The following is a 21,974-nucleotide window of genomic DNA, read 5'->3' on the forward strand; positions in this document are numbered from 1 at the left end:
GCCTCTCACGACTCGACGTGAGAAGGAGTGATCCATGCGCAACCTCGGACTCATATTTTTGGTTTGGTCATCCACGGCCGCAGCGGGGCAAACCTTATCAGAGGATTTGCGATCTCAGTTCTATAACAAATGCTTGCGTGACGCCTTCGCATACAATCAAATCGACAAGCACGGCGGCGGCTCTTCGTATAGCTGCTACGGTGAGACAGCAAAAGCTTGGTTTGATTCGCTGTCTGGTGACAAAACGGTGCATGACAAGAACGGAACATTCGTCGCGCGATATTATGGAGAAACGGGTTACTGTGCTCACCAGACCGAAGACACGTCCGGTAAGCCGGCCTCTGCCTATGTATGCGAGATAGTGACGGACACTCCCTGAACTTTTTGGGAATAGTCACGGGACGGATCTCGAGCGCTCGATGACTGTCCGGCTAAACCCAAGGCTCGAAACGGGTAGGGATGCCGGCGCCGGATCTGCCGTTCTCAAGAAGACGCTTCTCGACGAATCTAGCGCCCTAGCTTGGTGGTATCGTAGTTGGTATGTGCTCGGAGCCCGGAGGGAAGGCTCAATAATTTCGATGTGGATTCAATCCGGTTGATCATCGAGTGGGAGTAGGGGGGCGAATTTTCGGATACTGCGGGATACCGCAGCGTAGCACGATACAAAAAATTTCCGTTGTCCTGTCGATTTTCTCCTGGCTCATCCATCGAGAGGGTGACGGCATGATCAGGCGGCGATGGCGCCGCCGACCGTCGAAGGAGTCAGAGGGATGCGCTACCTGTTTATCGTCAAGTCGAACCAGCTTGCCGAGCCAACGCCGGCGCTGATGGAAGCCATGCACAAATTGGCGCAGCGGGAGATCCAGGCGGGCCGGATGCTCGACGATGGCGGGCTTTTCCCCCAAGCCACGGGCGCACAGGTAACGGTCGGCAAGGGAGAGCTGAAAGTGATCGACGGCCCCTTCATCGAGGCCAAGGAGGTGATTGGCGGGTTCGCGATTTTCGATCTGCCGGGGCCGGATGAAGCTCTCGCCGCCGCGCGGGAGTTCATGCAACTTCACAAGGACCATATGCCCGGCTGGGAAGGTATTTGCGAAATCCGCGGCATTGCTGGCTCGATGACCAAGGGCGCCTGACATTGGCGGCTGGCGGGACGCAGAGCGATATCCATCGTACGATCTTGGCCACATGGCGGATCGAACAACCCAGGCTGATCGCCAGCCTGAGCAGGATGCTGCGCGACTTGCCGCTGGCCGAGGAACTGACGCAGGACACTCTCGTCGCGGCGCTGGAGCGGTGGCCGGAGGCCGGCGTTCCGGATCGTCCGGGAGCTTGGCTGATGGCCACTGCGAAGCGCCGCGCCCAGGAGCATTTACGCCGCACGCCGATGCTGACCCGTAGACATGCGATGATCGCGGTGTCGCTGGAGGCCGAGCAGAACGCCATGCCCGATATCGACTTCGCCTTGGACGACGACATCGGTGACGAGATGCTGCGGCTGATCTTCACCGCCTGCCATCCGCTGTTGCCAAGTCCGTCGCGCGCCCTTCTGGCGTTGCGCATGATCTGCGGCCTCACCACCGGTGAAATCGCCCGCGCCTTTCTGCTAACGGAGGCGGCGGTCGCGCAGCGTATCGTCAGGGCCAAGCGGCTGCTGTCGGAGTCGGGTCTCGCCTATGAAACGCCGTGTGCGGATGAGCGGGCCAAACGGCTGCCCGCCGTAATGGAAGTCATCTACCTGATCTTCAACGAGGGTTACACGGCTGCGCGGGGTGACCACTGGCTGCGGCCGGAACTCTGCGACGAAGCGCGCCGCCTCGGTCGCATCCTTGTTTCCCTGACGCCTGAAGAACCCGAAGTCCATGGCCTGGTCGCCCTTATGGAACTGAACGCGTCGCGCAATGGCGCGCGCACCAGCCCCGAAGGCGACCCCATCCTTCTCATGGAGCAGGATCGCCGTCGCTGGGATCTCGTGCAGATACGACGGGGCCTGAATGCCCTTGCCCAAGCGCAAGCGCTAGGCGGTGGCTTCGGCTTCTATGGTCTGCAGGCCGCCATCGCCGCCTGCCACGCGCGTGCGGGCGCTCCGGAAGACACGGATTGGGCAAGCATCGCCGAGATTTACGCGCAATTGTCTGCGCTGACTCATTCACCCGTTGTCGAGCTCAATCGCGCAGTCGCGGTGGCGATGGTCGCCGGGCCGGCCGCGGGCCTCGAGATCGTGGATCGTCTCACCGAGGCCCCGGAGCTGAGAAATTATCATCTGGCGCCAAGCGTGCGCGGCGACCTTCTGGAACGTCTCGGTCGCATGGAAGAAGCCCATCGGGCATTTGTCTTCGCCGCGACCCTCGCCACCAATGACCGCGAGCGAGGTCTGCTGGAGACCCGGGCCAGGCGCTGCGCGCGCTGATGTCTTTGACGAACGCTTGGCTGCTCGATCTTGCCAAGGCTGACGGTGCTTTTGGCCGTGATTTGGGTTCGGGCGTCAGCCTTGGGCTTTGAGGCGGAGCGCGATTTCGATTGCGGTCCAATAGATCGTCTCCAATAGCTTTTCGTCATAAGGGAGCCAAGGCCTTGCGGCTCGATCTGGATCTTTCGGCAGCTCGACCGCGATGGGGTCTCCGTCGCGCGTGACCCGTCCCGTCGAAAGGTGAATGGCGTAGGCGCCCACGCAGAGGTGTCGGGCCTCAAATCGAACACCGTCGAGCCCGCGGAGCATGCGCTGGAGAGCTTCCTTGCGCATCTGCGCCATCGCTCCGAGCGGCGTCTCGGCCAAGCGCCGTAGACGTGCGTCTGAGCCTCTGTCGGCTTCGGCTTCCGTCACGGCGAATCCGCTTGCGCTGACCAGGAGATCGACAGCACGCAAGATCTCGGACAGGGTGGCGGAAGGAACGGCGCTCAAACGGCTCGGCTTGTTTTCGCCTAACGCTCTAACAGAGATGGTTTGCGTGGTCGTCTCCCCGCCGCAGCCAGGATAGACGGGGTCGGCGAGATTCAAGGTCGCGGTCCATGCGCCGAAGGACCGGGTCAGACAACTATCGCCGACAAGCCAGCGCTCCCGCCGCGCGAGACCCAGAAAGGGCGTGACCGCAACCACATGCCCGGCGAACATCGCCGTCCTCGTATCCGAAAGCTCCTCGCGCGGCGCGACATAGTGCTCGCGAAAGACCTGCTTGAAGGGCTGCTTGATCTTCAAGGCGGCGAGGCGATCGCGCCATGTGTCGCGTTCCGCCGCACTCGCGTGGCGCGGATGCCAAAGGGTGACACGGCATCTCGTCGTCGGAGAGACGGTCGCGCCGGCCACGTCCCAAAGCGCCGAGCGGCCGTCTTCGCGCTTGCATAGCGCCGCAACGCTGCTCCCGTCAGGGTCCAGGATCAGCCAAACCAATGACGCAGTCAGATCTCGCGCGTACGGATGCTCGGCAAGCCTGACGCGCCAATCCTCATAGTCGAGCTCCACGCCGAGCGCCAAGCCGGCTTCCATGCTTCGCGCGAGCGTGGTCAGCTGCGATTTCGATATGGGTTGATCCAGCGGCAGGCGCAGCGCGATCTCCGGTCTTCCGGCGAGGCCGCGTTCGGCGCCGTGCAGATTGCGCCGCAGACGCTTGACGACGCCGGCATGGCGGGTTGTGCGGATGACCTCCCGCAGCGTCGCCACCGTCTCCGGAGTCGGAAAAGCTTCAACCGCGTGTCCGAGCGCTATCGCCACGGATTGCGACGGCGCCGTCCTTGCGGCCGTCGGCGCAAGCGCCACCTTGTGAAACAGCTCATCCAACACGGGCGGCAGCCAGGCTTCGTCCCGGGCGAGCGCGACGCGGGCAAGCCGCGCGATCACGGCAGACTCCGCGAGCGTGAAGGCTTTATCCGACGCATAGGGCAGCTCGAACGCGTGGATCTTGCGCAGGCGCTCTGCAGCCCGTTTCAAGCCGACCTCGGCAAAGACGGCGTAGGCAGAGCAATCCGACAGGCTTTGGCGATCGTCTGCCATCGCCTCGTCGGACGTCCCAAGATCCGGGTAGGCGATATCGGCGAGCAATATGTTTGCGGGCAGATCGAGGAGGGCTGCTGAGCGTAGCTCGTCGACGAGGAGCGGCGAATGGGCCAGGTCGGCCGCAAGCCGATCGAGAACGCGCGCTTCGCATGCCGGATCGACCAGTCGAGCCAGCGCGACCGCGAGATGCGGCATGACGTGATGGTCCCAGGCCGCGAGGAAGCGCTCTGCGGGCGCGCCAAGCTCGTAGGAGGACAGCTCGATGCAGCGCCTTAGGGCGAAGCACGCCTTTTGCCATGGATAGGTCGCGGCGCGATCGGCCGCTCGGTCCGGATCCCTTTCCGCCGTGCGCGCGAGGAGATCGAGATAATCCCCGCACGCCGATGCGCGAAACATCGGAGCCATCTTGTCGCCGAGCTGGAGGACGGCGCGCGCCGCATCCGCGGCGGGGCTGTCCACGGGACGATGATCTTGCCAACGTTCGGTCGCATGGGCGGCCGCCCAAAGGTCGCCCAGCGCCAAAGGATCAATCCAGCTCACGTCGACAGCTTCGCCATCGCAAGGCGAACGGCTCGACGCCGTGCCGGCCATTCTGTTGATGAGCTTGATCGTCTCCGGCCGAATATCCAAGATCGACTTGGAAACCATAGCGCCCTCAAATCCTGCCGCCTCGCGTAGAATTGAATATAGCCGACCGGTCCTCTTCTCGCATCTTGAGACCGTCGGAAGACATTTGAGGCGTCGTCAAACGAGCTCCAGCTCATACCGGCCCAGAGCAGTCGGGGAATTGCGGAGGACGAAGGAGGTGAACACCGTCGCACAGCATTATGACACGCTGCTCGCCAGGCGCTACACCTGGATGTTCGGAATGCCATTCCAGGAAAAGGTGGATGAGCAGAGAAGAGCAAACGCGCGCCTTCCTACGGCGGGCCCTTCTTTGCGAAAGCGCCCGGAGACGTCAGCACGATTTTCCAGCTCAAGGCTGGCGACATCGATGATGCTATGCAGCGCGCCCTTTCGGCCGGGGCCGTGATCCGCGATGAAATCCAGACTGACATGACCGGCCGTCGCGTAGCCTCAATCTTCGATCCCTTCGGCCACATCTGGGCGCTGGTGCAGCGGAAGGCAAAGGAAGTGTCACTGGCCGCGGGAATGTGCGAGGCCCGCGCGAGGTCCCGGCCGGTGGGGCCGCTGGCCGTGGCGTCCGAAGGCGTTCAGGCGCTTCACGACGCCATAGGTGGCGCGGAAGCCCGCGACGGCGGCCTGTGCGACGAAGATCACGGCGACTGTGCTCGTCGACGTCATCGCGCCCGAATATCCCGTCGCGGATAGCCCCTTATGTGTCTTCTGCGCGGGGGATGTCGCGGCGCGCCAGATAGGCGTCTCCCCAATCGCGCATCAGCAGGAAGAGAGGACCAAGCGTCCGGCCAAATTCGGTAAGCGAATAGTCCACACGCGGCGGCGCCTGGGCATAGACCTTGCGCTCAATCACCCCGTCGCTTTCGAGTTCTCGAAGTTGCTGGGTCAACATGCGTTGGGTGACGCCGGGCAATCGCCGACTCAATTCGCCGAATCGTAAGGTGTCCCCCAGCAGGTGGTAGATAAGGACGCCCTTCCACTTGCCACCGATCACTTCGAGCGCGGCTTCCACCGAGCAGCCGGGGTTTGCGTCATAGCGCGAATGCCGCATAGAACCTCAATAGTATTGTTTTTGTGGGTATAGGATAAAAAAGTGCATACTTGCTATATTGTCTGAAAGCAAGGCAGTTCCCGTGTCGTTAAATCCACGAGGAGCCGGCAATGCTGAATTTCGGAATCATGGGCACAGGGCGCATGGCGGTGCGCCTGGCGGATCTGGCGGCAAAGGGCGGGCATGACGTCAAGTTGGGTTCGCGCAACCCCGACCGGGCCGTTCGCATCGCCGGGAAGCTGGGGCGCAATATCAGGGGCGGTTCTTATGAGGAGGCCGCGAGCCGCGACGTCGTCATGCCCTCGGTGTTCATGCGCGACGGGGCCTTCGATGATCTCAAGCCTTTCGCCGCGACCGTCGCGGGCAAGATCGTCGTCGACATCCTGAACCCTTTCAACGACGCCTACGACGACTTCATCCTGCCCTGGGACACCAGCGCCGCGGAAGAACTGCAAAAGATCTGGCCTCAGGCCCGGATCGTCAGCGCCTTCAAGTGGCCGTTCTGGGAAGCCTTCGAGAACGCCGAGTTCGAAGGCGGCCCGATGGACATCGTCTACACAGGCAATGATGTAGAGGCGAAAGAGATCATGCTGGAACTGTTCAAGGCTTCACCGTGGCGCTTTCTCGATGGCGGCGGCCTGGCGCAGGCGCGCTTTACCGAAAGGATGACGCTATTCTGCGCGCAACTCGGCGCGCGCTATGGCTTGTTGCCGCGCGTGGGCTGGCGGTTGCTCGGCAAACCGTGGACAGTCGGCGAACGCGACGCCTATAGCGCCACCGTCGAACGGTGGGATCGCCCATGAAGCCCTTGAGACGACCCCAGATAAATAATTCCAACGTCGGTAGCTTATCGCCGGTCCGCCAAGCCAGCGCCACTTCATAAGGCGCCGGGCAGCCATCGCCTGTCAGCTCCCGAAACACGACTCCTACACGTGTTTCGCTGAACAGGCGCGGAACCAGGGCAACGCCGAGGCCTGCCGCGACGAGCCCGATGATGGTTTCCATTTGCACCGCGCGCTGCGCCACCCGCGGCGTGAAGCCAGCCTCTGCGCAGGCGCGGAGTATCGTCGAATGAAGGCCGGGACCCTCATGCTGTGGAAAAAGAATCCACGGCTCATTCGCAAGCGCGGCCAAGGCAAGCGGATCGTCCGGGGCGTCCGCCAGCGACCAGTGGCAAGGGATGGCCCGCGTCAGAAGCCGGTTCTTTCGTCACCGGCGCGGTCATCCCGGTCAACGGCGGATGGCGCATCGGCTGAGACCCATACGACGCTTGTGGACCTGCAGCGACGCCTTCGGCGCGCCGGCAGAGCGCGTCGTTAAATGAGCCGGAAGCTGGCCGACATGGCGGCAATCACACTTGAGGGGGCGCTGATTGTGTTCGCGGCGGAGCTACGCGCCAACCCCTTGCGAATTTCTCTGGTAAGCGGCCGCAGGTGCGCCAACGATTTCCCTGAAACGCTTGGTGAAATGACCCTGATCGGCAAAACCCGCCTCCAGCGACACCTCAGCAACAGGCAATCCCTGCCGCAGAAGCTTCTTGCCAAATTCGACCCGAAATTGACTTTGCAAAGCCTGCATGGGGATCCCGATGTGCCGCCGAAATTCGCGCATGAGATGGTAAGGACCGATCTCCAGCGCAGCAGAAATATCGGTTATGGAAAGTTCCTTCTGATAATTCGCTTCTATCAAGGCATAGGCGCCGCGAACAAAGACGGCGGTCGGCCGGATCGGAAGCGCGGATGATGTCGTGCGCGCCACCACCTTCCTGGTCACCAACAGCTTCATGACCGGCAAGGTGATCGTATGCGACGGCGGGCCCCGGTTTGCCGGATGAGACTACGTGCGCCTCTCGGTTCAAAGGCCCACAGTTGTGCAACTCTATCTGTTCAGCATGAGTGAACGCTACTCTGGCGCGCCCCCAATAGCTTTGGACATTACGATCGTGCGCTCTTCACCGTAGAACTCTTCTCGAACAATATTGAATCCCAACATCGCATAGAAAGATTGTGCAGTAATTGAAGACTGCACATTCAACGAGCGGACGGATTGCGCATGGGCAGCGTTCTCGACCGCGATCATGAGCTTTGTCGCGACGCCCCCGCGCTGATAGTCTGGGTGGACGAAGACAGACTTGACGGTGTTGCCGCTGAGACCTGCGATTCCAACGACCCGTCCGTCGACGATCGCGACAAAGGCATGCCAGGCATCGAGGTTTGAGGCGACATTTTCCGGCAATGTCAAAACCAAGCGATCGATCACGGACGCCGGATAATCCTTGGCGTTGGTTTCACGTAACGCGTGAAAAACGATTTCGCAGACGGCTCGCGAATCATCAGCCGTGGCGCGCCTGATCGTGATTTGCTTCCTCGGCATTGCCGTCTCCTTCCTCGTTAAAGCTGGGAGACAGGCACAAAAAACCCGCCTCTAGGCCAACGACTTTGTGGCTACACGGACTGGGAGAGATGCTGATGGAAATCATCGCGATCCGGATCTAGCTCTATGCTCCCGAAAAGCCGCAGCCAATGTACGCAGCGCGGCGCGCGATTTGAGATCGGTGAGCGTCGAGTGCAGCACGATCTCGGACGACGGCAGGCGCGGCAACCTGAGACGCTCGCCGATTTCGATAGCGCCGGGCGGAGCAAGGCGACAGGAAAAGATGGCCACGGCCAATCCGGCGGAGACGGCTGCCGCCACTGCCGAGGAACCGCCGCCGAGGAATACTTCCGTCCAGGCGATGCCCGCCTCGTCGAGGGCGCGGGTCGCGATATCACGCACGCCGCAGGAGGGTGACAGGGCTGCCAGCCGCAGAGGCTCGCCTTGCCGATGCTCGAAATTCGGCGAAGCGAACCATCCGAAATGCTCGGGGCTCAGAACCTCGCCGTCGCGTCGGTCGTCCTCGCGACGAATGATGCAGGCGTCGAGTTCTCCGCGATCGAAGGCGTCGAGCAGCGTGCGCGAATTTTCGAGACGGACCTCGATGCGCAGGCCCGGATCGTGCGCGTTGAGTTGCGCCAGAAGTGCGGGGAGCTCCGGCCCCGCGACATGCGCAGCGATGCCGAGCACGAAACGGCGAGGGGTCGCGGAGGCGAGGGCCGACAGCGCGGCGTCATGCGCAGCAAGAAAGTCGCGAGCCCGGTCGAGAAACACGGCGCCGTGTGCGGAGAGCCGGACGTGGCGCGGCGTGCGCTCGATCAGCCGCTGGCCGATCCGCTCTTCCAGGCGCCGCAGTTTGACGCTGATCGCTCCTTGCGTGGCGCCAAGGGCCTCCGCCGCGCGCGTGAAGCTCTGAAGGTCGGCGATGGCCACGAAAGCCCGAACCGACTCGACATCGAGGGACGCCATTTCAATCATCCAAATTTGTTGTCTTTGAAATAGTCAGCCATATCGTTTTTATATCGTCAAGTTTCGCCTACGATCAGCTGCGTCAACAACGGTCGCTCGCAAAATTGCCCTGCCGCCCCGGCCTTGGTCGCCCCGGGTGAACGGCCGCTCGCGGGGCGCCGCGTGAGCTCGACGCTGAAAGGCCTGATCATGCCCGGTGCTTCTTTGCGGCAAGGCAACCTTGCCTTGGCCGCCGCCTGCCTCTCGTCTCTGATGTTCGGACTCGAAATATCCAGCGTCCCGGCGATCCTGCCGACGCTGGAGAAAGTCCTTCACGCCAATTTTCAGCACCTCCAATGGACGATGAACGCCTACACCATCGCGGTGGCGACGGTTCTGATGGCGGTCGGAACTCTGGCCGATCGATACGGCCGCAAGCTCCTGTTCATTCTGACCATCATCGCCTTCGGAGCGACCTCGCTGCTGTGCGGTCTCGCGCCTGACATGCCAGCTCTCATTGTCGGACGCGCGCTTCAGGGGAGCAGCGGCGGCGCCATGCTGATCTGCCAAATCGCAGTCCTTTCGAAGCAGTTCAGTGAGCCGAAGGACCGGGCTCGGGCTTTCGGATGGTGGGGCGTCATATCTGGCCTTGGCCTGGGCTTCGGTCCGGTGATCGGAGGCGGGATCGCCGCGCTGATGGGCTGGGCCTGGGTGTTTCTCATTCACGCCTTCGTCGCGGTTTTGACGGCGCTTCTCGCTTGGGTCGGCGTCCGGGAATCGAAAGATCCCGAGGCCCGGCGTCTGGATCTCGCCGGCATCGTGACTCTGTCCCTGGCCGTCTTTTCCATCGCCTACGTCATCACTCAGGGCAGCGAGCTCGGTTTCACCAGCCCCATTGCGTTGGCGATCGTCGCGACAGCCGCTCTGAGCCTCATCGCCTTCATCATTGTCGAGCAGATCACGCCGCACCCGATGTTCGATTTCTCGGTGTTCCGGGTCCGGTCCTTTTCAGGAGCCTTGTTCGGCTCGATGGGCATGAACTTCAGCTTCTGGCCATTCATGATCTATCTGCCGATCTGGTTTCAGGCGGGGCTCGGGCTCGATGGGCCGATGGCCGGCTTGGCGCTTCTCGCCTACACCCTGCCGACGCTGGTCGTCCCGCCTTTTGCCGAACGCCTTTCGCTGCGCCTTGGAGCCGGGACCGTCATTCCGGCGGGACTGTTCGTGATCGGTCTCGGCTTCTTCGTCATGAAGGTCGGGGCAGGTGGTGGCCCGGCAGCTCTGCCGACGACTTTGCTCGGCGCGTTGCTGGCTAGTCTCGGCCTCGGGGCGACCAATACGCCGGTCACCAACACCACGACCGGATCGGTGTCGAGCGACCGGGCCGGCATGGCCTCTGGCATCGATATGAGCGCCCGGATGATCTCGCTCGCCGTCAACATCGCGCTGATGGGCTTTGTCTTGGTCGATGGCGTTCTGTCTCGCTTGAGCGTGGCGTCAGGATCGTTCGACGTCACGCAACTCCGGCGCTTCGCCGAACAGATCGCCGCCGGAAATGTCGCCGCCTTCGATCATACCATCCCGGGATTCTCAAAGGTGCTCGGCCTCGACGCGATGGCCGGCGGCTTCGGAGACGTGATGCTCTACGGGGCCATCGGCGTCTGGGTGCTGGCCGCGCTCAGCTTCTTCACCTTCGGGCGGAAGAGACGTGTCGAAGATGCAGCATGAGGTCGGAGTCCGGCAGCCGGCTCCGTTACGCGTTTCGCGCTATGCCGAGGTCGGCGCCGTCGAGCGGCGCGCCACCTCGACGAACAGACTTCCGGCCCGCGAGAGCGGCCGCAGCGGCGAGGCGACGAGCCCGAACTCGCGATGCAAGGGCAGGGCGAGCTTGGAAACCCGAAAGCCACGCCGTTGTTCCGGCAGGGTGGATTCCGGCACAAGGCTAACACCCGCACCCTCCCGAACCAGGGCAATTGCGCTCGCCCAATCGCGCACCTCGATCTCAATATGCTGGAGTCTCAGTCCGGCCGCGTCGGCGAGCGAGCGCGCATTGGCGTGACACCCGCCTGTTGCGAGAACAAAGGGTGCGGCCGCGAGTTCGGCCAAGGAGACCGAATTACGCCGCGACAAGGGATGCGCCGCCGGCAGGATCGGAACCCATGCATCCTGTCCGAGCGGAACGGCATGTCTGGCCGGAGACGGATTGAGAACGACGCCGAGGTCGATCGATCCCGCCGCGAGCCACGCCTCCACTTCCATGTCGTCGGTTTCGAGCGGCACGAGGTCGACGCCGGGATGCAGCGCGCGAAAACGCCGAAGCAAGGGCGGGAGGACGCTTGCAAAGACGCTCGGAAACCCTGCGAGACGGAGGGCGCCGGTTTCTGCGCCGATCAGCGCCATCGCCTCTTTCTCGATTGCCTTCAGGTGCGACAGCGCCATGCGCGCGTGGTCGAGGGCGCGCTCCCCGAAGGCGGTCAATTCAACGCCCCGCGGCTGCCGGACAAGCAGCTTCACCCCGAGGTTTTCCTCGAGCGTGGCAAGGGCCTGGCTCATTCCCGATTGGGTGACGCCGAGCTTGTCGGCGGCGGCGGTGAAGCTGCCGGCCTCGGCGACGGCGATAAGGCTCTGGAGCTGTGTCAGATTCATAGTAGGCAAGCTTATATCAGAAAAATATTCCAGTAAGTTTTATTATGTCGAGAGGCCTGTCAATGTGGTGGCCATCCACCCCTAGCGAGGCCCGACGATGAAGCTCTATTTCGCCCCCGACACTTGCTCGCTCTCACCGCACATCGTGCTGCAGGAGCTCGGGCTGTCCTACGACCTCGTGCGCGTGAACAACCGCACGAAGCGCACGTCGGAAGATGGGGATTTTCTCGCCGTCAACCCGAAGGGCTATGTCGCGGCGCTCGAGCTCGACACCGGTGAGGTGCTGACCGAAGGACCGGCCATCGTTCAGTATCTGGCCGATTTGAAACCGGAGGCGGGATTGGCTCCGGCCGCCGGCGCGATTGAGCGGGTTCGGCTGCAGGAATGGCTCAACTTCATCACCAGTGAAATCCATGCCGGGTCCAGCCCGCTGTTCAACGGGGCCTTGCCCGAGGCTGTCCAGGCGATCTTCCGAGAACGGCTGTTCCGGCGCTTCGACTTCATCGAAACGAGCCTCGCGTCCCAGGACTATCTGCTGGGGGGCCGCTTCACGGTCGCTGACGCCTATCTCTTTACTGTGCTCGGCTGGATGGAGGGCTTCTCGATTGATCTCGACCGTTGGCCGGCGAGCGCGCGCTACAGGCAGCGCATCGGCGCGCGGGCGTCCGTGCAGGCGGCCCTGGCGCGTGAGGCAAAGATTCCTCCCGTCAAATGACGGACAAGTTCCGCTTCAACCCCGCGTTCGAACGAGTGGGGCTCGGGCCTTGCTAGGCGCGGGCGAGAGGAATTCCGCCTGCAAGGCGTCAATGGCGAGCGCCATGAGCGCGCGCAGGGCAGGAACATCCTCGGAAGTCGCCCAGCGAGTCGAAAAGCTGGTCGTCATCGGGCGGCGTCCGAACGCTCCCAGGCCACGATCGACACCGGGAATTGGAAATTGATGCCGTCGCGCGTGCGCCAGGCTCCGACGCCGATGCGATTTTGTCCCGAGGCAATGTCGGCGTCGAACATCGCCACGAGCGCCGGCATGTCGGATAAATCCGCGAGCGTGGATAGCTCGGCCTCCAGCCGATAACCGTCAACGACCACCTCGCGCAGTCCCGCCGCCCGGCCGACCTCGCGGAGCTGCTCCAGGGTGAGCGCGCTCGTATGGGACGGATCGCGCAATCGCTCCATGGCGTCATAGGCCGCTTGGGTCTCCGGCGAGGGCGTCGCGTCGATGACGACGATGCGGCCCTCGGAACGGCAGACGCGGACCATCTCCGCGAGCGTGGCGGCGGGATCAGGCATATGATGGAAGCTGTAGCGCGTCGTCACCCGATCGAAGCTGCCGCTTTCGAAGGGCAGGGCGATTGCGTCGCCGACGCGCCAGGCCATGTTCTCCAGCCCCGCCGCGGCCTGCCGCGCGTGCGCCTGCTCGATCATGGCGGGCGTGATGTCGACGCCGGTCACGCTGCGCGAAAGGGGCGCCTGTGCGCAGGCGAGGATGCCGGGACCGCAGGCGACATCGAGGACATCCGAATCCGGTGTCAGGGCGCAGGCTCGGAGCGTGCGCGCCATCGCGTCCGCTTCTGCGTGGATGGGCAGCTCAGAGAAGGGCTTAGCCCAACGGGTGAACTGGTCGACGATGAGCTGGCTGTGCCTGGCGACGGTCATATCATCCTCCTCTAGGGAAGGGGACGATAGCCTTCGCCGCTTTGGACGACTAACGTTCTACGGCCATAGTTGAGCGGATAGCGGCCATGCAGGCATTGAACGACGCCGAAACCCAAAACGCCATACGCGCCCACGGCCTCGATCGCCCGGCCGGAGTCGGATTCGCGTTTCTGGGCGCCGCCTGCAATGTCCTCTATGATTGGCACGCACACGACTACCATCAGCTGATGTATGCTGCGGGCGGACCCGCACAAATCGAGACGGATCGCGGTCGCCATATCCTTCCGCAAGGCCGGGCTGTCTGGATACCGGCGAGAACGCTGCACCGCTCCCTGGTCGCGGATAGCGGCGGCGCCTCGCTGTATTTTTCACCTGACGCCGTCGAGGATCACTCAAGCCATGTGCGGATCGTGGTCGCGAGCCCATTGATGCGGGAGATGATCCTATTCGCGACCCGCTGGCCGCTCGGCGCCAGCGAGACCGATCCGCTCGCCGACAACTTCCTGCGCGCATTGGCGCTTCTGTGCGGCGAGTGGCTACAACGCGAGCTTCCGCTGTTCCTGCCGAGCGCGACGAGCCCCTCTCTCCGTCGCGCCATGGACTACGCCTTGGGCGATCTTGCCGCCGCGACGCTGACCGAAGCCCTGCGTCACGCGGCGCTGTCCGAACGCACCTTCCGTCGCCTGTTCGCACGGGAGACGGGACTGACGTGGCAAAACTGGCTCTGCCAAGCGCGGATTCAGATGGCGATGGGGCTGTTGATCCAGGGTCAAAGAATAACCGGCGTTGCGGCCGACGTCGGATATGCGTCCCTCAGCGCCTTCGCAAAGGCGTTCGCGCAGATCGCCGGCGAAGCGCCGGCTCAATTCCGGCAGCGCCACGCCTCAAAGGCGAGCTGACAATTCGCGAGGCCTGACGGCGGCTGTCGCAGCTGGCGTCCAGACACTGATGCGAACATGGAAGCCGCCAAGGACAGGCTGCGACATTTAGCGCGCCCGCCTCGTCCGCAGTTCGCGCGCACAGCCCGTCTTCGTCTCGCCATCCTTCTCGGGGGTCAGCCTCCTGGCTGTGGCGTGGGCTGGCTTTGATCCCTCAGGGCTTGCCGCAACCAGATCACGGCCGGGTCCGCCGCACTGCGGGGATGCCAAGCAAGGCCTGCTTCAAAGCCTTCGATGCTGATCGGAGGCGTAAACATCCTGTGGCGCTCTGCGCTGTCTAGCCCTCACTCGATGCGAGATTTCGGCTCGGCTTCAGCAACTTCTAACGCGAGCACGATCATGGAAGATCTTGAGACGAGCAGGCACGTGGTGTTGTCGGGTTGTTCCGGCGGCGGGAAATCCACGCTCTTGGCGGAACTGGGCCGGAGAGGCTTTCTGATCGTGCCGGAGCCCGGTCGCAGGATCGTCGCCGAAGAACTGCGCGGTGACGGAAGGGCGCTCCCTTGGATCGATCTTCCGGCGTTTGCGAGGCAAGCAATCGAGGTGGCGCGGAGCGACCGCCGGTCTCTCGGCTGCGCGGACGGGTGGGTTTTCTTCGATCGCGGACTCGTTGATGCTGCAGTAGCGCTTCAACGCTCGACGGATCAACGAGCGGCTAGCATTCTGGAACAAGATGCGCGCTACCATCGTCAGGTTTTCCTGACGCCGCCGTGGCCAGAAATATTTGCCGTGGACACCGAGCGCCGGCACACCTTCACCGACGCAGTCGCCGAATATGATCGGCTGCTCCTTGCCTATCACGAGCTTGGATACGACACGATCCTGTTGCCGAAGATCGGCGTCGGAGAGCGAGCGGACTTCGTGCTGCGCCACCTTCACTGAATATTGGCGCGAAGGTGAGAAGCTCCGCCGCATTTCCAGAAACCAACCGAATCTGACTTAAATCTCGTCCAGCGAACGGAACATGACCAGCGCGTCGAAATATCCGAGAAGGGGTGATTGAAGGCTTGCGGCAGGCGACCCACGACCTCGAAACCGAACGATCGCCATAACGCCACGGCCCGGCGATGCAGGCTGTCCTACGCATTCGAACTGGGAGAAACCGTAGTGTATTTGCTTCATGATCCGGATAAGCCGCCAGCGCCGCAAATCGAGTTCAATCGTTTTTTGGATGTCGATATTCGCGTAGGCACGATTGTCGCGGCGGATCTTTTTCCTGATGCTCGCAAGCCCGCCTTCAAGCTCAAGATCGATTTTGGTCCTGGCGTTGGCGTCAAGCAATCCAGCGGACAGATCACGCGGCATTACGACATCGCAAGTCTGGTTGGCAGACAGGTCGCGGCAGTCGTGAATTTCCCTCCTCGACAGATCGGGAAGTTCATGTCGGAGGTTCTGACCCTCGGCTTCCCGGATGAGAACGGGGACGTGGTGCTATTCGCGCCCGACCAGAAAGTTCCCAATGGCGCTCGCCTTTTCTGATCACCCGGACTTTGCCAAGATTGAGCCGTTTCGTAAGTCGGAGATGATGGGCCAACCCGGATTGGAAAATTGGCCTGTTCAAAGAGATCGGGGTGTTGCGCTTGGAAGCTGAACGTCCGGTCGCCCTCGTCACAGGCTCAACATCGGGAATCGGCGCAGCGATAGCGCGCCGTCTGGTTCAAGAAGGTTATGCGGTCATTCTGCATTCGCGGGAATCCGTGAATAAGGGAAGCGCATTGGCGTCCGAGCTCGGTCATGCCGCTTATATTCAGGCCGATTTGGCACAGGATGTCGATCGGATAAGACTCGTCCGAGAAGCTGTTGCGCTATGGGGGCGGTTGGATGTTCTCGTCAATAATGCGGGAATCACCCGCGTGATTCCGCACGCCGATCTCGCGGCGGCGACGCCGTGGGTCTGGCATGAATTGCATGAAATCAATGTCGTCGCCCCCTTTCGACTCGTCGCGAACGCGGAGCCGTTCCTGCGTGAAGCCGCCCGGCGCGGGCGGCCGGGATGTGTCGTCAATGTCAGCTCCCATGCGGGCAGCCGGCCGAAGGGAGCCTCGATCCCATACGCCGCGAGCAAGGCGGCGCTGAACCATGTCACCCGCCTCTTGGCCTTGGCCCTGGCGCCCGATATACGGGTGAATGCGGTGGCGGCGGGCCTCGTGGATACACCCCTCACAGCCGACTGGACTGCGGCGCAGCAGCTTTGGCGGGAGCGGTCGCCGATGCGCAGGGCCGCGAGCCCTGATGATATCGCGCAAGCCGTCATGATGCTGGTGTCTTCGGACTACTTGACCGGCGAAATTCTGCTGGCGGATGGTGGACTGAATCTCACCTGATTGCGCTACGCAAGCTAGGCCCGCCGATTCGGAGGCGACCCTCGCAGCGACACGACCACGGAAAGCTCCGGGTGGGCTGTTCCAGGACTGCCAGACCAACATCAATCAGCATCCCGTCCGCGCGGTCGCGCGCCTGGCGATATGATCGATGGCCATGTCGAGAGCGGCCTCCAGCGGGCGGCTCGAACGCGACGTCTTGGCCAGGAGAAGCCCCCCTTGGAGCGCGCTCAATAGCGCTAGAGCCAGGTCATGGGGATTGGCGGAAGCATCGATTTCGCCGCGGTCTCGCATCTTCGCCAGCCCCGCTTCGAGGCGATCGCGCCACAGGGAGAAAGCGTCGGCGAGGCGTTTTCGCGCCGGCTCTGAATCATTGGCGAGCTCGCTCGCGAGAGATCCGAGCGGGCATCCTTTGCCCCTCGTCGCCTTGTTGAGCCGCAGGATACCGTCGCGCCAGGCTTTCAGGGCGGCCAGCGATTCGAGCGCCTCGAGATCGGGGCGCTGGGACTCAAAAATGCGCTCGGTCTGCCGCGCGATCACCTCGAGCACCAACGCGTCCTTGTCCGCGAAGTAATGATAGAGCTGCGACTTGCTCACGCCGCTCTCGGCCATCACGTCGTCCAGGCTCGTTCGCTCCACCCCGCGTTCATAGATCAGGTCAGCGGCGGCGTTGACGATGCGCGCGCGCGTAGCCGCGCCCCGCGCGGTCAAAGGACGGGAGCCAGGATCTCGAATCGAGGACATTTCGAAAGGCTACGCCAACTGGACTTGACAGTCCAGTATCGTCGTGGCACATCATTCTGGACTGGATAGTCCACTTTCAGGAGCCCAAGATGAGCCGCTTGCAAAATGGCCAGCTCTTTCCGTCCCTCGAAGTCCCCGCTGTGGGCGGCGGGGTCATTCCAATTCCGCAATCCCTCCACGGATCATACGGCGTCATCCTGATCTATCGGGGCGCGTGGTGCCCTTATTGCCAGGCGCAGCTTGGGGGCTTCCAGCGCGCAAGCGAGAAATTGGCGGAAGTCGGAATCAAGGTTGCCGCGCTTTCGGTCGATGACGAGGCGACCACGAAAGGAACAATCGAAAAATACAAGCTACGCTTCCCCGTGGGACACAGCGCCGACGCGGACCACGTCGCGCTCGTCACCGGGGCCTACACCAACCCGTCGCCACGATATCTTCAATCGACAGGATTTTTGCTGGATCCCGAGGGTAATGTCCTGAATGCGGTCTATTCCAGCGGGCCAATCGGCAGGCTGGTCGCGGAGGACGTGATCGGAATGGTCGCCTATCTCAACACGAAGGGCGCGTGATTGAGTGTCTCAGACGCATCGAGGTGAGGGGAGGGGCGTCAACGGCGTGCAATGCTACTTTCCTTCTTCAGGGAACGATTATCTCACCTCGCCACGACCCGGTCCGTCAGCAGCGAGAAGACTTCCTTAGCGGCGAACAGACCGTTCAATCCGGCTTCGATATGGACCTTCAGTTGCGGCGTGGCGTTACCGAGCGCCGTCAAGGCCGCGATGGTGGCGATTTCACGCGCCTTAAGATCGAGACCGGGACGGCTGTAGATGTCGCCGAAGGGATATTCGAGCAGGTAGGTGGCGAAATCGGGCGCGACATCGGCCAGCGCGGCGATGACCTTGGCGCCCGCCTCGCCGTCGATTTCAGCGAGGGCGCTGTCCGCGTCGCAGCCAGCTTTCGGCGCCGCTCTGGTGGTGTTGCGTCATAGTTTGTCATCCTCTTCTGCGCGCCGGCATATCCGGCGATTTTGGTGTCGAGGACGAGAAGACAGGCTTGCAGGAATGATGAAGCGGCAGCTCATCTGTCGGGATCCCACGGCGGGTCGGGCAGGAAGCGGTTCACCAGTTCGTCGACCACGACGCGCACCTTCGGGCTCATCTGCCGGGTCTGCGGCCAGAGAGCGTGGATCGGAAAGCCTCGCGTCGGCACCGCCGGCAGCACCCGAGCAAGTCGTCCGCCGCGTAAGTGGTCGGCAATCAGCCAGGTCGAGAGAAGCGCGATGCCTTGGCCGGCGAGGGCCGCGTCGCAGATGGCGTCGCTGTGGTTGAACGAGAGCCGTCCGGAGACGGGCTTCGCCATGGGCGCGCCCTTCCCATCCAGGAACCACCACGGCAAGGACTGTCCGCTCCGGCCGAAGACGATGCAGGCATGAGCGCCCAGATCATCGAGCGAGGTGGGGCGACCGTGCCTGTCGAGATAATCGGGGCTGGCGCAGAGCACCGATTGCTGAACACCCAGTCTTCTGGCGACGAGCATGGAGCTGTCATCGAGATCGCCGATGCGGATCACCAGGTCGATGCCTTCGTCAATCGGATCAATGCGCCGATCGGTCAGCGAGACTTCCTGCGACAGTTCTGGATAGTGCTCGCCAATGTCGAGGAGCACGGGTAGGACCCAGCGTCGACCGAACACCACAGGCAGATCGACCCGTAGGCGCCCACGTGGCTGCAGGCGATGGGCGTTTAGCGCCGCCTCGGCGTTTTCCAGATCGGCCAGGACCCGCACGCAGGTCTCGTAGAAGGATTGGCCTTCGGTCGTCAGTGCGAAGCGACGTGTTGTTCGGTTGAACAATCGAACCCCGAGTCGATCCTCGAGCCGCGCCACGCTCTTGGCGATGCCGGATTTCGAGAGGCCGAGCCTCTCGGCCGCCAGCGTGAATCCGCCCGCGTCGGCGGCCTGGACGAAGGCTGTTATGCCACTGAGGTGTTCGGTGGAAATCATCGCGACCTATTGAAGACTATCAGTCAACTCATATTGCCATATGAGGCGATTTATCGCCACTACAGTCGCCAATAAAATGCTCCGGGTAGGGTCGTCCGGCCCGCATCCCACGGAGCGGCGCCATGCCAGGACCATCACATTCCACCCATAAAGACGAAGGGAGGCGGTCGATCCCACCACCGATCTGGCTTCTGGCGATCGGAGCCGGCGTCGGCGTCGCCAATGTTTATTACATCCAACCGGTGGTCCTGCTGGTACGCGGGACATTCGGCATCGGATCGGAATCGGCGAGCCTCGTCCCGGCGGTGAGCCAAGCCGGCTATGCCCTCGGAATGCTGCTGCTGGCCCCGCTCGGCGATCTCATCGACCGCAAGCGGCTGGTCCTCGCCAAGTCGATCCTGCTCGTGCTTGCCCTGTTGGCGACGACTCTCGCACCGAATTTTTCCGTGCTTCTCGCCGTCAGCCTCGGCGTCGGACTGCTCGGCAGCCTCGGCCAGGACTTCGTGCCCATGGCGGCGCAACTCGCGACGGCCGAAGAGCGGGGGCGCACCATCGGGCTTGTGACCACGGGACTGCTCTGCGGCATCCTGTTGTCGCGCACCTTGGGTGGGGTTGTCGGCGATCTCTTCGGCTGGCGAGCGATCTACGCGTTGGCCGCCACCATGGTGGCGCTGGTCGGCGTTGTGGTCTGGCGCTGGTTGCCGCTCCAGCCGGCGACCGCCAACGGTTCCTACGGCGCTTTGCTCCTGAGCCTCGTCACCTTGGTCGGGCGGTACGCGGTGCTACGCAAGGCTCTTCTGACCCAAGGCTTGCTGGCGGCGACCCTCGGCGCCTTCTGGTCCACACTGGCGTTGATGCTGGCGGAGCCGCCATTCCGCCTCGGTGCGGGTGTGGCCGGCGCCTTCGGATTGGCCGGCGCGGCCGGCGCCTTCGGCGCCCCTCTGTTCGGACGCCTCGCTGACGCCCGCGGGCCTGCCATCGCGATCCACCTCGGCTGTCTGCTGGTCGCTCTAGCCTTCATCCTGATGCTGGCGTCGCCGCATTCGATCGCCGCGCTGATCGCGGGGGCGGTGCTGTTCGATCTCGGCGTCATGGCCGCGCTGGTTTCGCACCAGACCATCGTCACGACGATCGACCCCGCTGCGCGCAGCCGGCTGAACGGCTTACTGATGACCGCCGCCATGATTGGCATGGCGATCGGTGCGCTCGCCGGCGGCTGGGCCTGGAGCCGCTACGGCTGGGTCGGTGTGTGCCTCACAGGCGCCGCCTGCGGCCTCGTCGCGCTGCTGCGCTCTCTCCTTCCGCCATCCATTCCCTTCGCTTCAAAGGAGTACGCCCGATGACCGCCTCTGTCGCACCGTCCACGTCAACCGAGCCCGACGCTCGAACCGCTCCGCTGACGGTGCTGTTCTCGTTCCTATTGCGCGCCGATCCGGCCGCCAACGTGTCCGAACCCGACCCCAATCTCAGTTTCGAAACATGGGGGGACTATTGGCGCAAGGTGCATGGCCCACGTTTCCTCCATCCCGACGAGGCGGACGACCGCAAGACCATCGGTCGCCTGCTGCGTTACGATCAGATTCACCGTGTGGCGTCGGGACCGACAAGCTTGAACCCGCCGCCTTACCGGCCGCCGCTCGACGCGGACGGTCGCCTGTTCGAGACCATCGTCGGTCACGTCGAGCCCTACCGACGTCCGCAGTGGGACGGGGTCGCGTATCTCAACTTCGCGGGGCTCGACGATCTCGGCGCGGTTCTCGGCGCTGAGCGTGTTCGTCGCAAGATCCTTCCCGAGGATCAGGCGATCTTCCGGGATCTCGGACCGGTGCTCGCCCGCCAGTTCATCATCATGCCGAACACGGCTGGTGACGACTCGATCGTCCTGATCAAGACGCACATCCGGCGCGATGATCTCGACCGCGAGACCTTCCAGCGCCGCTGGCTGCACGACCACGCCAAGCTGGTGGTCGGCCAGGCCGATACGCAGCGTCTCGTGAAGCGCTACGTCCAATTGCACAACATCGGTCCCGCCGCGAAGGGCGCGCCATTCTTCCACCCCATAGCCAGCCGGATCGATGGCGTGACGCTCATGGCCTTCGCTTCGATGAAGGATGTCGAGAACTTCCTGCTGTCCGATGCTCATGCCGCCATCGAGGAGGCGGAACGATCCATCGCGATCGCCGGCGCAGGCGAGTATTGGACTGGCCTGACCTTCACCGTTGTCGATCAACTCGCGCCGGAAAAGGCCTCGGCAACGTCATGAGGGGGCCGGCGGCGCCAACCTTCCGTATCTCGTCGCTGAAACCCATGGTCGGATCGTTGGATATTCCTACGCGACCGCCTACCGGCCACGTCCCGCTTACCGCTATACAATCGAGGATTCGGTCTATGTGGCTGACGGGCTGGCAGGGCGTGGAATTGGAACGGCACTCCTGCATGCCCTGGTTTCGCGCTGTGAGACCGGTCCCTGGCGGCAGATGCTTGCCGTCATTGGAAACAGCGGAAATACCGGGTCGATCGACCTGCATAAGAAGCTGGGCTTTCAACATATCGGCGTTCTTCGTTCCGTTGGGTTCAAGCTGGGTCATTGGGTCGATACAGTTATGATGCAGCGTGCTCTTGGTCGCGGCAACATCATGCTTCCTTCCTCAGATGAGTAAGAGAATAAG

24 protein-coding genes and 4 pseudogenes are annotated in these 21,974 nt (G+C 62.9%); 15 read left to right on the forward strand and 13 right to left on the reverse strand.

Translation table 11 applies throughout. The features are described 5' to 3' along the window. Window positions 1-34 precede the first annotated feature (34 nt). The 3 genes from QMG80_RS13440 (at window position 35) to QMG80_RS13450 (ending at window position 2,410) form a co-directional block, all read left to right on the forward strand. Entirely contained in the window at window positions 35-379 is a 345-nt protein-coding gene (locus QMG80_RS13440; protein WP_158658899.1) for a hypothetical protein, read from the forward strand. 391 nt (window positions 380-770) lie between these two features. Further along, window positions 771-1,136 (forward strand): YciI family protein, encoded by a 366-nt coding sequence (locus QMG80_RS13445; protein WP_085773883.1) that lies wholly within the window; start codon window positions 771-773, stop codon window positions 1,134-1,136. Window positions 1,137-1,138: 2 nt separating this feature from the next. After that, window positions 1,139-2,410: an RNA polymerase sigma factor gene (locus QMG80_RS13450; RefSeq protein ID WP_085773271.1), complete on the forward strand. Its 1,272-nt coding sequence runs from the start codon at window positions 1,139-1,141 to the stop codon at window positions 2,408-2,410. 75 nt (window positions 2,411-2,485) lie between these two features. Here the strand turns inward: QMG80_RS13450 and QMG80_RS13455 are convergent, their stop codons facing one another. Then, on the reverse strand, window positions 2,486-4,639 hold the full coding sequence (locus tag QMG80_RS13455; RefSeq protein ID WP_085773272.1) for a DUF4132 domain-containing protein: 2,154 nt from the start codon (window positions 4,637-4,639) through the stop codon (window positions 2,486-2,488). Between the two features lie 342 nt (window positions 4,640-4,981). Here QMG80_RS13455 and QMG80_RS21590 point away from each other — a divergent pair. Next, a pseudogene (locus tag QMG80_RS21590) lies at window positions 4,982-5,089 on the forward strand (VOC family protein); the annotation flags it as partial. A 39-nt stretch (window positions 5,090-5,128) separates the two neighbouring features. Here the strand turns inward: QMG80_RS21590 and QMG80_RS13460 are convergent. Together QMG80_RS13460 and QMG80_RS13465 are read right to left on the reverse strand one after the other, a co-directional pair. Next, the gene (locus QMG80_RS13460) at window positions 5,129-5,296 is read right to left on the reverse strand and encodes a hypothetical protein (protein ID WP_158658900.1); all 168 of its coding nucleotides are present in this window, start codon (window positions 5,294-5,296) and stop codon (window positions 5,129-5,131) included. A 31-nt stretch (window positions 5,297-5,327) separates the two neighbouring features. Beyond that, a complete protein-coding gene (locus QMG80_RS13465) occupies window positions 5,328-5,681 on the reverse strand; it encodes a winged helix-turn-helix transcriptional regulator (RefSeq protein ID WP_085773273.1) in 354 nt (117 codons plus the stop codon). Between the two features lie 128 nt (window positions 5,682-5,809). Between QMG80_RS13465 and QMG80_RS13470 the strand changes: the two genes are divergently transcribed. Further along, a complete protein-coding gene (locus tag QMG80_RS13470; protein WP_281926451.1) occupies window positions 5,810-6,484 on the forward strand; it encodes an NADPH-dependent F420 reductase in 675 nt (224 codons plus the stop codon). Between the two features lie 34 nt (window positions 6,485-6,518). Here QMG80_RS13470 and QMG80_RS13475 read toward each other — a convergent pair. From QMG80_RS13475 to QMG80_RS13490, 4 genes and pseudogenes are all read right to left on the reverse strand, one after another. Next, window positions 6,519-6,875: pseudogene (locus QMG80_RS13475) on the reverse strand (LysR family substrate-binding domain-containing protein); the annotation flags it as partial. A 195-nt stretch (window positions 6,876-7,070) separates the two neighbouring features. Then, window positions 7,071-7,466 (reverse strand): helix-turn-helix domain-containing protein, encoded by a 396-nt coding sequence (locus QMG80_RS13480; RefSeq protein ID WP_085773275.1) that lies wholly within the window; start codon window positions 7,464-7,466, stop codon window positions 7,071-7,073. 117 nt (window positions 7,467-7,583) lie between these two features. Continuing rightward, window positions 7,584-8,054 (reverse strand): GNAT family N-acetyltransferase, encoded by a 471-nt coding sequence (locus tag QMG80_RS13485; RefSeq protein ID WP_085773276.1) that lies wholly within the window; start codon window positions 8,052-8,054, stop codon window positions 7,584-7,586. 102 nt (window positions 8,055-8,156) lie between these two features. Next, window positions 8,157-9,023, reverse strand: a complete 867-nt coding sequence (locus QMG80_RS13490; protein WP_085773885.1) for a LysR family transcriptional regulator — start codon at window positions 9,021-9,023, stop codon at window positions 8,157-8,159. Window positions 9,024-9,212: 189 nt separating this feature from the next. Here QMG80_RS13490 and QMG80_RS13495 point away from each other — a divergent pair, with 189 nt between their 5' ends. Beyond that, the gene (locus QMG80_RS13495; protein ID WP_085773886.1) at window positions 9,213-10,730 is read left to right on the forward strand and encodes an MFS transporter; all 1,518 of its coding nucleotides are present in this window, start codon (window positions 9,213-9,215) and stop codon (window positions 10,728-10,730) included. Window positions 10,731-10,769: 39 nt separating this feature from the next. On the opposite strand, the gene QMG80_RS13500 is transcribed toward QMG80_RS13495, so the two are convergent. Beyond that, window positions 10,770-11,648, reverse strand: a complete 879-nt coding sequence (locus QMG80_RS13500) for a LysR family transcriptional regulator (protein ID WP_085773277.1) — start codon at window positions 11,646-11,648, stop codon at window positions 10,770-10,772. 97 nt (window positions 11,649-11,745) lie between these two features. Between QMG80_RS13500 and gstA the strand changes: the two genes are divergently transcribed. Beyond that, window positions 11,746-12,363, forward strand: coding sequence for a glutathione transferase GstA (gene gstA / locus QMG80_RS13505; RefSeq protein ID WP_085773278.1), 618 nt, complete (start codon window positions 11,746-11,748; stop codon window positions 12,361-12,363). A 164-nt stretch (window positions 12,364-12,527) separates the two neighbouring features. On the opposite strand, the gene QMG80_RS13510 is transcribed toward gstA, so the two are convergent. Next, entirely contained in the window at window positions 12,528-13,301 is a 774-nt protein-coding gene (locus QMG80_RS13510; RefSeq protein WP_085773279.1) for a class I SAM-dependent methyltransferase, read from the reverse strand. An 86-nt stretch (window positions 13,302-13,387) separates the two neighbouring features. Between QMG80_RS13510 and QMG80_RS13515 the strand changes: the two genes are divergently transcribed. After that, window positions 13,388-14,200 (forward strand): AraC family transcriptional regulator, encoded by an 813-nt coding sequence (locus tag QMG80_RS13515; RefSeq protein ID WP_085773280.1) that lies wholly within the window; start codon window positions 13,388-13,390, stop codon window positions 14,198-14,200. Between the two features lie 378 nt (window positions 14,201-14,578). After that, complete coding sequence (locus QMG80_RS13520; RefSeq protein WP_085773281.1) at window positions 14,579-15,121, forward strand: AAA family ATPase; 543 nt, start codon at window positions 14,579-14,581, stop codon at window positions 15,119-15,121. Between the two features lie 57 nt (window positions 15,122-15,178). On the opposite strand, the pseudogene QMG80_RS13525 reads toward QMG80_RS13520, so the two are convergent. Next, a pseudogene (locus tag QMG80_RS13525) lies at window positions 15,179-15,315 on the reverse strand (GNAT family N-acetyltransferase); the annotation flags it as partial. Window positions 15,316-15,346: 31 nt separating this feature from the next. Between QMG80_RS13525 and QMG80_RS13530 the strand changes: the two are divergent. Together QMG80_RS13530 and QMG80_RS13535 are read left to right on the forward strand one after the other, a co-directional pair. Next, window positions 15,347-15,718, forward strand: coding sequence for a tRNA-binding protein (locus QMG80_RS13530; protein WP_085773282.1), 372 nt, complete (start codon window positions 15,347-15,349; stop codon window positions 15,716-15,718). Window positions 15,719-15,810: 92 nt separating this feature from the next. Next, window positions 15,811-16,563 (forward strand): SDR family NAD(P)-dependent oxidoreductase, encoded by a 753-nt coding sequence (locus tag QMG80_RS13535; RefSeq protein ID WP_199769006.1) that lies wholly within the window; start codon window positions 15,811-15,813, stop codon window positions 16,561-16,563. 105 nt (window positions 16,564-16,668) lie between these two features. Here the strand turns inward: QMG80_RS13535 and QMG80_RS13540 are convergent, their stop codons facing one another. Next, window positions 16,669-17,304 carry a TetR/AcrR family transcriptional regulator gene (locus tag QMG80_RS13540; RefSeq protein WP_085773283.1) on the reverse strand — a complete coding sequence of 212 codons (636 nt, stop codon included), beginning with the start codon at window positions 17,302-17,304 and terminating at the stop codon, window positions 16,669-16,671. An 89-nt stretch (window positions 17,305-17,393) separates the two neighbouring features. On the opposite strand from QMG80_RS13540, the gene QMG80_RS13545 reads away from it, so the two are divergent. Beyond that, entirely contained in the window at window positions 17,394-17,873 is a 480-nt protein-coding gene (locus QMG80_RS13545) for a peroxiredoxin family protein (RefSeq protein WP_085773284.1), read from the forward strand. Between the two features lie 83 nt (window positions 17,874-17,956). On the opposite strand, the pseudogene QMG80_RS13550 reads toward QMG80_RS13545, so the two are convergent. Next, window positions 17,957-18,290, reverse strand: a pseudogene (locus QMG80_RS13550) (carboxymuconolactone decarboxylase family protein). 91 nt (window positions 18,291-18,381) lie between these two features. Further along, window positions 18,382-19,305 carry a LysR family transcriptional regulator gene (locus QMG80_RS13555; protein ID WP_085773285.1) on the reverse strand — a complete coding sequence of 308 codons (924 nt, stop codon included), beginning with the start codon at window positions 19,303-19,305 and terminating at the stop codon, window positions 18,382-18,384. 122 nt (window positions 19,306-19,427) lie between these two features. Here QMG80_RS13555 and QMG80_RS13560 point away from each other — a divergent pair, with 122 nt between their 5' ends. Genes QMG80_RS13560 through QMG80_RS13570 form a run of 3 tightly spaced genes read left to right on the forward strand, consistent with a single transcriptional unit; the run spans window position 19,428 to window position 21,965 of the window. Beyond that, window positions 19,428-20,648 carry an MFS transporter gene (locus QMG80_RS13560; protein ID WP_085773286.1) on the forward strand — a complete coding sequence of 407 codons (1,221 nt, stop codon included), beginning with the start codon at window positions 19,428-19,430 and terminating at the stop codon, window positions 20,646-20,648. Next, the gene (locus tag QMG80_RS13565) at window positions 20,645-21,568 is read left to right on the forward strand and encodes an EthD domain-containing protein (protein WP_085773287.1); all 924 of its coding nucleotides are present in this window, start codon (window positions 20,645-20,647) and stop codon (window positions 21,566-21,568) included. Before QMG80_RS13560 ends, QMG80_RS13565 begins: the two co-directional genes overlap by 4 nt. Next, window positions 21,525-21,965 (forward strand): GNAT family N-acetyltransferase, encoded by a 441-nt coding sequence (locus QMG80_RS13570; RefSeq protein WP_085773288.1) that lies wholly within the window; start codon window positions 21,525-21,527, stop codon window positions 21,963-21,965. Before QMG80_RS13565 ends, QMG80_RS13570 begins: the two co-directional genes overlap by 44 nt. Window positions 21,966-21,974 lie beyond the last annotated feature (9 nt).

The organism is Methylocystis bryophila (assembly GCF_027925445.1).
Classification (GTDB): Bacteria; Pseudomonadota; Alphaproteobacteria; order Rhizobiales; family Beijerinckiaceae; genus Methylocystis; species Methylocystis bryophila.